6 protein-coding genes are annotated in these 10,962 nt (G+C 60.1%); 4 read left to right on the top strand and 2 right to left on the bottom strand.

Annotation, left to right across the window (positions count from 1 at the left end; translation table 11 throughout):
- Window positions 1-16: 16 nt before the first annotated feature.
- Entirely contained in the window at window positions 17-1,204 is a 1,188-nt protein-coding gene (locus ACRER8_RS00675) for an XdhC family protein (RefSeq protein WP_431744450.1), read from the bottom strand.
- Window positions 1,205-1,511: 307 nt separating this feature from the next.
- Between ACRER8_RS00675 and ACRER8_RS00670 the strand changes: the two genes are divergently transcribed.
- The 4 genes from ACRER8_RS00670 (at window position 1,512) to ACRER8_RS00655 (ending at window position 6,837) form a co-directional block, all read left to right on the top strand.
- Window positions 1,512-1,868, top strand: a complete 357-nt coding sequence (locus ACRER8_RS00670; protein ID WP_431744449.1) for a DUF427 domain-containing protein — start codon at window positions 1,512-1,514, stop codon at window positions 1,866-1,868.
- 312 nt (window positions 1,869-2,180) lie between these two features.
- Window positions 2,181-4,328, top strand: a complete 2,148-nt coding sequence (gene egtB, locus ACRER8_RS00665; RefSeq protein ID WP_431744448.1) for an ergothioneine biosynthesis protein EgtB — start codon at window positions 2,181-2,183, stop codon at window positions 4,326-4,328.
- 256 nt (window positions 4,329-4,584) lie between these two features.
- Complete coding sequence (locus tag ACRER8_RS00660; RefSeq protein ID WP_431744447.1) at window positions 4,585-5,682, top strand: enoyl-CoA hydratase/isomerase family protein; 1,098 nt, start codon at window positions 4,585-4,587, stop codon at window positions 5,680-5,682.
- Window positions 5,683-5,685: 3 nt separating this feature from the next.
- Entirely contained in the window at window positions 5,686-6,837 is a 1,152-nt protein-coding gene (locus ACRER8_RS00655; protein WP_431744446.1) for an acyl-CoA dehydrogenase family protein, read from the top strand.
- A gap of 21 nt (window positions 6,838-6,858) precedes the next feature.
- Here the strand turns inward: ACRER8_RS00655 and ACRER8_RS00650 are convergent.
- On the bottom strand, window positions 6,859-10,962 hold a 4,104-nt coding region (locus ACRER8_RS00650), incomplete at its 5' end, for a dermonecrotic toxin domain-containing protein (protein ID WP_431744445.1).

The following is a 10,962-nucleotide window of genomic DNA, read 5'->3' as shown; positions in this document are numbered from 1 at the left end:
GGACAGGCCAAGTCTCTCAACCAATCATCCGCAACCCCGCCTCCTGATCAAGCTTCACGTCCACCGCATGAATGCTCGCTTCTCGAAACTTGAGCATGCTGCCGTTGCGGCCATTGAACACGGCATTGATCTCCGCAAGCATCGACAGTGCCACGCTGTCCGGAGTATCGCCGCCCAGATCAAGCCCGACCGGATAATGCAGGCGGCTCATGGCCGGGGCCTCGCAGTCCTGCTCAGGCAGTTCGTCGAGCAACCGCTCGGTGCGACTGCGCGGGCCAAGCTGGCCGATATAGCGCGGGGCACATTGCAGAACCTGTCCCAGCCAGTGGCGATCCTGGGTCAGGCTGTGGGTCATCACCACCACCGCGGCATCGGCAACCATCGCCGCTAGCTCCGGCCACGGCTCCAGTGGCGCGGCCAGTACGCGATCCGCGTCCGGGAAGCGCTGGACGCGGGCGAAGTGCGCGCGGGCGTCGATCAGCGTTATGTGCCAGCCCTGCAAGCGCGCCATGCTCACCAGCGGCGAGGCATCGTGACCAGCGCCGAAAATCACCAGCCGGCGCGGCGCTGGAATGTACTCCAGCAACACCTCGATATCGCCGCCGGCCCCCTCGTACGTGCGAGTTGCGGAACGTCGGCCGTCGAGCACCGCCTGCAGATCATCGGCGATCAAGCGTGCCAGCCAGCGTTCGCGCATCTGCACTTGCAGCCCACTGGATGGGCTGAGCGCGACACGCTCGCCCACTGCAACATGACGCTCGTCGCGAGAACCGATCACCGTCGCCAGTGCCGCCCCCTCCCCGCTGGCCTTGACTTCACGCAATACGTTCACCACCAGACTGGCCGGCTGCAGATCAGCGACCTGGGCGTGAACCCGCTCGAAAAGGATATGCACCGTGCCGTTGCAGCCCAGACCGAAACTCAATTCGGCCTCTTCCAGCTCATCGTCGTCCTCGCCGGTGCTGTAAGTGCGGATCGTGGGCTTGCCATTAGCGGTAAACCACCAGGCTTTCTTGCTGACATCGCTTTCCAGACAGCCGCCGCTCACGGTGCCGGTCGCATCGCCCAACTGAGCGATGATCATGCGCGCGCCGGGACGCCGATAGGCCGAGCCTTCGACCTTGACCACAGTTGCGATCACCACTTCCTGTTGCCCGGTCTGCGCCTGGTCGAGCGCGTCGAGCAGACTGGATAGATCATTCATGCGTTTCTCCCCCACCTGATCATGAGCCCCGCCCCTCGACAGGGCCTGTACTGCGCCAACTCCCCGAGGCCAAAAGTACCGATGACCCGAACATCGATGTCATTACGTGCTGACTGCCGACGATGCCTCAGGTTCAGAAAAACCGCATGTGCAAGGCCGCTACATACACCGAAGATGCAGAAATCCGACAAAAATACGCTCATCCCCATTGAGCACTACTACACTCTTTTTCCTTCCTCGGTGCCCAAGTGCCCGACGCTGGGCGCCTGGTTTACCGGTTTCTCTCGGTTCTACAGGAGTCATCGTCTTGAAAATCCCAGGTCCGGACCACCCCATCACCATTACTCCCCTCAAAGGCCGCGTAAGCGTTCTGTTCCGAGGTGTACGTGTCGCACAGAGCGAAAATGCGCTGGAACTGAAAGAGGCGCAGTACCCGGCGGTGATTTATGTGCCCCGTTCGGATATTTCGATTGAACATTACCTTAGAACCGAACATCGAACCCATTGCCCCTACAAGGGCGATGCCAGCTATTTCAGCCTCCGCGCCAATGGCGAGACGGCTGCCAACGCTGTCTGGACGTATGAAGAAGCCTATCCCTCGGTGAAGGAAATCGAGGGTCATGTCGCGTTCTATCCCGACAAAGTGACCCTGGAAGTACGCTGAGACCGATGGTGGCTAGTGATGACGCTGCATCGTTCGAGCGCTTTCGCTACATGAAGTCCGGGCCGCAACCGCAGAGTGTGTAAAAACGTCACGCGCGAAGGCAAGGCAAAAACAGGTGGAAAACGGTCGGTTTGCGACCGACTGCAGGTGTTCCGAATCAGCATTTTTCCGCCTGTTTTTAACGCAGCATCGTCGATGCACAGTAGTTTTTACACAATCTGGCAGGGTTGCGGCCCGGTCATGAGAATAGCCGTACCGCCTGGCTGCACCGCATCAGCCTACCGGGCGTCGGCAAGATCCGGAGAAGACCCGATGACGCGCCACTCACGCCAGCTACGTGAAACACCTGTAACGCCTACCCTGGGCAAACGCTATCAGAGCGTTCGCAACCGCACCGAACAGCTGGCCGCTCCGCTCAGCCCAGAGGACATGGTGGTGCAGTCGATGCCCGATGCCAGCCCGGCGAAGTGGCACATGGCGCATACCACCTGGTTTTTCGAGACCTTCCTGCTGGCGCCGAACGTTCCCGAATACAAGCCTTTCGACCCGACGTTCGGCTACCTTTTCAACTCCTATTACGAAGCCGTCGGGCCACGCCATCCGCGTCCGCAACGCGGGCTGATGACCCGGCCGGGTATCGATCAGGTCAGGGCCTATCGCAAATACGTCGATGAGCACATGGCAGCGCTGCTCGTGACACGCCTTCGCGATGACATGTCAAGCCTGATCGAACTGGGCCTGGCACATGAGGAACAGCATCAGGAACTGCTGTTGATGGACATCCTGCACCTGTTCAGCCTGTCCTCGCTCAGGCCCGCCTATGACCCGGGCTGGCCGAAGGATGCTGCCGGGCGTCGCGGCCAATTCAAACCTTTGAGCGCCGGTCTGACGCAGATCGGCCACGGCGGCAATGGCTTCGCTTTCGACCACGAAGGCCCGCGCCATACTACTTACCTGCAGTCCTTCGAAATCAGCGATCGACTGGTCACCAATGGCGAATGGCTGAGTTTTATCGCCGATGGCGGTTATCACACCGCGGGGCTGTGGTTGTCCGAGGGTTGGACCCTGATTCAGGAACAGGGCTGGAACTCGCCGCTGTACTGGCAGCACGACGAGAAGGGCTGGAAACGCATGAGCCTGCGCGGCCTTGAGGACATCGACCCCGCCGCGCCTGTCACCCACATCAGCTACTACGAGGCCGCAGCCTTCGCCCAATGGGCAGGTGCACGACTGCCCACCGAAGCGGAGTGGGAAGCGGCTGCTCGCGCCGGGCTGCTGGAGCAGGTTGACGATGTGGCCTGGCAGTGGACCCAAAGTGCCTACAGCGCGTACCCCGGTTTCAAACCTTCGGCCGGTGCCGTCGGTGAGTACAACGGCAAGTTCATGGTCAACCAGATGGTGCTGCGCGGCGGTGCAAGCGTGACATCACCCGATCACTGCCGGCTGACTTATCGCAATTTCTTCCCGACCGACAAACGCTGGGTGGTAGCCGGGTTGCGCTTGGCCCGCGACAGCCGCCAGCCAGGCGTGGTCAATCCTAACGACAGCGAATTCGCCCGTGACGTGGTTGCCGGACTGTCCGCGCCAACCAAAACCTTGTCGCCCAAGTATTTCTATGACGCCACCGGCTCCGACCTGTTCGAAGCCATTTGCGAGACGCCTGAGTACTACCCGACAAATGCTGAAACCGGGCTGCTCAAAGACATCGCCGCGCAAATAGCGGCGTCCATTCCCGACGGCGCGGCGTTGGTGGAGTTCGGTAGCGGCGCCAGTGACAAGACCCGACTGGTACTGGATGCCGCGCCGCATATCGCGGTCTATGTGCCGATTGATATCAGTGCCACGGCGTTGAACAAGGCCGCGAAATCCCTACGTCAGCAGTATCCCGAACTGGTCGTCGCGCCCCAGGTGGATGACTTCACCCGCGTGCTGACCCTGCCCGAAGAGGCCAACGGCCACACCCGCGTCGGTTTCTTCCCCGGCTCGACCATTGGCAATTTCACCCAAGATGAAGCAGCCAGATTTCTGCGTTCCGCACATGATGTGCTGGGCAAGAACGCTCAGTTCATCGTCGGGGTGGACATGGTCAAGGCGCCCGAGACACTGGTGGCGGCTTACGATGATGCCGAGGGCGTAACCGCCCGCTTCAACAAGAATCTGCTGACCCGCATCAACCGCGAGCTCAATGCCAACTTCAATGTCGATACGTTCAACCATCTGGCGCTATGGAATGCTGAGCAGGCGCGCATGGAAATGCACCTGGTCAGCCAGGTCGAGCAGGTGGTGAATGTGGCGGGCAACCGTTTCCATTTCGCTGCCGGGGAGCGGTTGCACACGGAGAACTCCCACAAGTTCACCGTTGAGTCGTTCACCGAGTTGGCGGCCAGCGCCGGGTGGTCGGTGAACCAATACTGGGTCAGCGATGCGCCTGAAGTGGCGTTGTTCACTTTGCAGGCCTGATTGCAGAAGGGTTTGCCGGGGCATCGCAATCGCTGTAGCAGTCCGGCTTGCCGGCGGTAACGATCCGAAGGGCGCTACCGCAGGCAAGCCGGCTGCGACAGATAACTTGCCCCATGCAAACTTGCATACGCACCCTGCACGATTGTTCATTGTCATTTGCAAAATTGCGCTGTTAGCATCCCTGCTGAACCTCACGGAGCGCGGCTTCTTTTTGGCCGCCTGAACGAGCAAGAAAAAAAACAACAGGGAGTCAGCGATGACGGCACAGCTAGCATCGGCCAAGTCTTCAGGTCGGGAAACGACCTGCGACACTGTTCTGTCCGAAGTACGCAATCATATTGGCCATATCACGCTCAACCGCCCACAGGGGTTGAATGCCATCGACCTGGGCATGGTCCGGCAGCTGCAGCATCAGCTCGATGCCTGGGCGAAGGACGACAGGATTTATGCCGTGGTCCTGCGCGGAGCCGGGGAAAAGGCCTTTTGCGCTGGCGGCGACATCCGATCGCTGTACGACAGTTTCAAGAACGACCAGACCCACCATCAGGATTTCTTCGTCGAAGAATACGCCCTGGATCTCACCCTGCATCATTACCGTAAACCCGTCGTCGCGCTGATGGACGGCTTCGTCCTGGGCGGTGGCATGGGCCTGGCGCAAGGCGTGGATCTGCGGGTGGTCACCGAGCGCAGCCGCCTGGCGATGCCGGAAGTGGCGATCGGCTATTTCCCGGACGTGGGTGGCAGTTATTTTCTGCCCAGAGCGCCAGGCGAACTGGGCATTTATCTGGGCGTGACCGGCGTGCAGATTCAGGCTGCCGACGCGCTCTACTGCGGCCTGGCCGACTGGTATCTGCAAAGCGCGCGCCTGGACGAGCTGGATCGACAGTTCGACGCTCTCGCCTGGACCCTCACACCGCTCAAGGATCTGCAGGGGGTCCTGGCTAAAAACGCTGTGCAGCGGTTGCCCGAACCGCCGCTGGAAAGGCTGCGCCCGGCCATCGATCACTTCTTTGCCCTGCCGGACATTCCGAGCATCATCGAGCAACTGCTGGAAGTGACGGTGGCCGATACTCACAGTTGGGCCGTCGACACTGCCAGCCTGATGAAAACCCGTTCCCCCCTGGCAATGGCCGTGACCCTGGAGATGTTGCGCCGGGGTCGTCATCTGCCGCTGGAAGCCTGTTTCGATCTGGAGCTGCATCTGGATCGCCAGTGGTTCGAACGGGGCGACCTGATCGAAGGCGTGCGCGCCTTGATCGTAGACAAAGACAAGAAACCGCAATGGAACCCGAACACCGTGCAGGCACTGGATGCCGAGCACGTGGCGAGTTTTTTCAGCGGTCATGAGGCCTGACCTATGCAAGACCTTGAACTGAGCGAAGAACAGATCATGATCCGCGACATGGCGCGGGAGTTCGCGCGCAATGAAATCGCGCCCAACGCCCATGCCTGGGAACAGGCGGGCTGGATCGACGACGAGCTGGTCGACAAGCTCGGCGAACTGGGGCTGTTGGGCATGATCGTGCCGGAACAATGGGGCGGCACCTACATCGATTACGTGGCCTATGCGCTGGCCGTCGAAGAAATCTCCGCCGGCGATGCGGCCACCGGCACCTTGATGAGCGTGCACAGTTCGGTGGGCTGCGGCCCGGTGCTGAACTACGGCAGCGAAGAACAGAAACAACAGTGGTTGGGAAAACTCGCCAGCGGCAAAGCCATCGGCTGCTTCTGCCTGACTGAACCCCAGGCCGGCTCCGAAGCCCACAACCTGCGTACCCGTGCCGAACTCAAGGATGGCGAATGGGTGCTCAACGGCGCCAAACAGTTCGTCAGCAATGGCAAGCGCGCGCAGCTCGCGATCGTCTTCGCGGTAACCGATCCGCAGCTGGGCAAGAAAGGCATCTCGGCGTTTCTGGTGCCCACCGATAACCCCGGCTATCGCGTCGATCGCATGGAACACAAGATGGGCATTCGCGCGTCGGACACCTGTGCGGTTACGCTGAGCGATTGCCGCGTCCCTCAGGACAATCTGCTGGGCGAGCGCGGCAAGGGCCTGGCGATTGCCCTTTCCAACCTTGAGGGCGGCCGCATCGGGATTGCCGCACAAGCCTTGGGCATCGCCCGCGCCGCGTTCGAGGCAGCGCTTGTGTATGCACGGGAGCGAGTGCAGTTCGACAAGCCGATCATCGAACACCAGAGCGTCGCCAATCTGCTGGCCGACATGCACACCCGCATCAACGCCTCACGCCTGATGGTCCTGCACGCCGCGCGGTTGCGCACGGCGGGCAAGCCCTGTCTGTCCGAAGCCTCCCAGGCCAAGCTGTTCGCCTCGGAGATGGCCGAGTGGGTCTGCTCCAAAGCGGTGCAGATCCACGGCGGTTATGGCTATCTGGAAGACTACCCCGTGGAGAAATACTACCGGGACGCGCGCATCACCCAGATCTACGAAGGCTCCAGCGAGATCCAGCGTCTGTTGATCGCCCGGGAGCTGCGTCACTACGCCTTGTAGGCCCGGCGGGTGCCAGGCCCCTCACGGCTTTGGCACCCAGTAACTGCGCCGCCCCAGCCGCAACACCAGCAAGGTCAGGGAATCGGCATTGCTGAGCATGACCCGGCTGCGCAGTTGCACATCGGACAAAAATGCGTCCCGAGCATCGTTCAGATTGGTAGTGTTGGTAAGCCGCAGGATCGTATCGTAACCACGGTCATCATCAGGCTCGATATCGCGCCATGTGCCAGCGTCCTGAAGGGTGAACAAGTTGTCTCGCAGAGCCGTGACGGACAGCCGGTGATTGTGCAGGCCATCGACATACGCCCGCAGTCCGCTATTCCAGGGCGTGTCTTCACGCAGTAAATCCGGGTACGGCGCCATGGCTTCGAGATAGGCGATGTCGGACGTATCGAGCGCCTGATGCGACAGCTCATGCATCAAATTGGCAGCCTGATAGTGGATGGTCGCGTTGAACCCTTCTGCCGCGGCCTGGGGATGGAGGTCAAAATGCGGCACGTGAAAGAATCGCTCGGTCAAAAATACTCGTCGTTTCGGATCCGTCTTGATAACGAACGCAACGACGGTATCGCGCCCCGAACGATTGGACCCGACGACGAAACGCGGCGACGTGAACGGCGACAGCGAATCCTCCATCAATGCATCGAATAGCCCTTTGATTGCACTTTCGATCTCGGCCAGCAGTTCAGGGCCAGGCTCCTCGGTCCCAAAAAAGTCGCCGATGATGCGTTTGACGCGAGGATCCAGTTCGGCACCCCGCCGCTTCACATTGAGATTGTCCAGACTGGTTTGCAGGTAACACCTGGCCTGATGGTGCGCCTGACCGATTCGCCGCGCCCGATCACGATACAGCAGGCGAATTTCGGACATTCCCTTGGCTTCGACAATGAGGACGTCCTCGGCACTGCGGGCTGCGCCTGACGAATTGAGCTTGGTGACTATGCCTCCGCCGCCTCGCAACTTGAGACTCAGGTCCAGTTGCCATTGCTGGTGGGTATCCAGTATCAGCCGTGGCCCAGGCGCGCCATCGGCACCGACGATGACCAGCCTGCCCTCATCGGGCAACCGCTTGACTTGATAGACCTTGCCGTCCACGACCGCATAAGGCGTGTCATCTCGTTTGTCGAAGTAGACATTGAGCAGTTCATCGTGCCGCATCTCATCAAGCGCCACGCTATTGGCTTCCAGGCTCTGAAGTCGCATGCGCTGCTCGGCATTTAGCGTCGTGTCATACCAGGAAAACGTTGAAGGCGCCGCCGATGGCCGTACTTCATTCTCTTCATCCTTGACCGTCTGCTCCTCGATTGCCTGCTCCCGGGCCGCGACCATCACTCCCAATGCCGCAGAGAATTCGGAGAGTGCCTTGCCCCAACGATGCCCCGAGGCTGACATCGCAGAGGCACGAAACAACGTATGACTCTGCCAAAGCGTTACCAGCGCCGCCAATTTGCCCGGCAGCAGGGCCAGGGTCTGTTCAAGCCCAAGCGTCGCCAGGAATTTTTTTCCGACCCAGTCGACCTGATCGTTGGTGACAACGTTGGATTGACCCACGTCCAGCAGCAACTTGATCCTGTCGCGAAAAAGGAATTGCAGCGCATTGCCTTTCACCTCGGTCATACCGAGCGTGACCGGCCCTGGTGCCCGAAATGGAACGTCGTACAGACCTACAGCGAACGGCAGGTGCGGCTCGATGAATCCGCCGTGCGCATAACGTCGACGAATCTCTGGATCCAGGCGATCCAACAGCAGTTCCTGCAACGCTTCATTCGTGCGGATATCCTCAATCAACGCCGCTCTCGTCTCGTACTCGCGGAAGCTAAATTGCGGGTGGTAAATCACATAGAGCACGACCGGCCCTTTATCGCGGGCCGCAGGACAAATCACATAGGCTCCCGACACCGTATCCGGACTCATCCCCGCATCGGCAATCAATTGCAATGGGCTAATGATGACCCGATCACGGCCCAGGTATGGAGGCGCGATACCGTCAGGCATCTCGACCACACGCGATATGAATTGATAAGCCTTGGTACTCAGCGCACCTTTGAGCTTTTCCGACAGCGCCAGTGCAAGGAGTAGAGGCGGGAGTTGGTGGATGAACAGCCGCTTGCGCGCCGCATAGTGCGGATCGTTCGTTGCCAACGCCTTACGCAACAAGGTTGTGTAACCCGCCCCGACATCCAGCCCCCTGACCAACTGGCGCAAATAATCAGGAGTGAGCGCGCGAGTGACGTCCGGTTGCACAGAACTGACACTTACAGCTGCATCTTGAGTTTCGACGAAGCGATTGATCGCATATTCGGTCAGCGGTTCGCTGCGTACGACGGTGGCAGCCGGCACAGCGGATGGCAATTGCCCCGCTATCGGGAACGCATTGACATAATGGCGCAGGGTCACGTTGACCTGGTTGGGATCTATCGACTGATTGGGAAAGTCCTTGGTCAGTTGAGCCACCAGGCGCTGATACGCATATGCTCGCAACGGGGGAATGTCGAACAGAAAATCCTTATCCTCGCAACTGACCAGGTAAAACCGCCTCAAGGATTCCTGATAACGCTTCAGATCAGCCAAGGACGCCGAACTCAGCCACGATGGCAGCATTGCCGCGAAGATACTGTTGTCGATCCTTAATGACAGTCCGTCGAGCGTATTAACCAATTGCTCGTCGAGTTCGGCAACAGCCGCCAACCGGGTAAACAGGCCTGACTCGAAACGGCAGAGTACGGCGCGCAAACAAAGCTGACGCAGATCCTGCCGTTTGCGGTCCAGAATCTGCTGCTGCAAGCTCTGGATGGCGTTCCCATCGATCCTGTCCAGGCGCACCTGGACCTGATTGTCTGAAGCCTTCAGCAGATGATTGCGCAGCAACGCCTGATCACGCTCACACAGAAGCGCCAACCAACCCTCTCGCTGCGCTCCATGAAGCTTGCGCTGCAACATGGCCTGCATATCCTCGACCGAAGAAAACTGCCCCCAACCCCGCGTCCCGGTCCAGAACATGACAGGACTGCCCTGGGTAAGTGGCTGCCTCAATACCAGCGTGTCGCAGAGAACGGCGACGACGTTGCCACCGTAGGTCAGCGAAACGGAAAAGGCTTCCGTCATCGCCGTGTCAAACGCCATTCGTAACGAACGCACGGGCCAACCCAGGATCTGCCGGACCATGTCGTTGGCCGAATCGTCGATCCGTTCCAGTCGCCAGTTCAGCGACAGATCGAGATGCATGGCATCTTCGCGAAGGCTGAGCGCTTCTCTGTCGGGCCGCAACGGCCGATCGCCCTGTCGCTGGAATTCGATGCGCGACTGCTCGAAATGGGCGACATAACGGTCGGTGAAACCCCTGACAAGCTTGTCCAACATATGATTGATCAGCACGCCCTGGAGATGCTCGCCCCCTGACATCGAATCGGGTACTACTTGCACTGCGGCGGGCAGAGGCAGCGAGCGATGGCCGCTTACACACTCCAGCAGCAATGACACCAGACCCATCGAAACAGACCGCTGTGATTCGCTCACGGCAACCGCGACAGTTTCCACGTCTGAAGGATCGACAGGTTCGGACTCCAACCACTGCACCCGGATGGTTCCGGCCTGCACCGCGCCTTCCACCAGAACGCACAGGTACGATTGCACCGCTTGCTCGGCAAACTCGCGTAGCACAACGCCCGTTTGCCGCAAGCGTTCGGCTCGCATGTCGAACGCTTGCGTCAGCTCCATCCAGGAAGCCTTGGGCGCCCTGCTGGCGTCTTCCTTCGACCCGCTCTGATCGCGCGATAAGCTTTCGCCTGCCGGAGCGGGTATCGGTGTTTCGTCGGCGCCCATCTCACTATTGGTGGTGACGGCGAGCGCTTGGCTGGTGTCCGGCGGCTCGGACCGAGAACCGGGCCAGACGTCGGCGAAGTTGAACGGCGCATCCCGGCGCCAGCGTCCTGTGCCGAGCTGCAACTGACGCGGGTCGAGCAACTGGCGGATGTCCAATGCGTCGTCGATCATCGCTGTCATTTCATCCGGGCTAGTGGACAACGTCATCACGTAGGCGAGATTGCGCGCCTGCAGGGCGAGTATCGAGTCGACCCGATCAGCAAAAAACGGGCCTTGGATCACCTCCAGTGTGACCTGCGGCAC

Origin of the sequence: Pseudomonas sp. (genome assembly GCF_050739935.1) — a bacterium.
GTDB lineage: Bacteria > Pseudomonadota > Gammaproteobacteria > Pseudomonadales > Pseudomonadaceae > Aquipseudomonas.
Note: the sequence above shows the minus strand (reverse complement) of the source record. Positions and strands in the feature narration are given on the sequence as shown.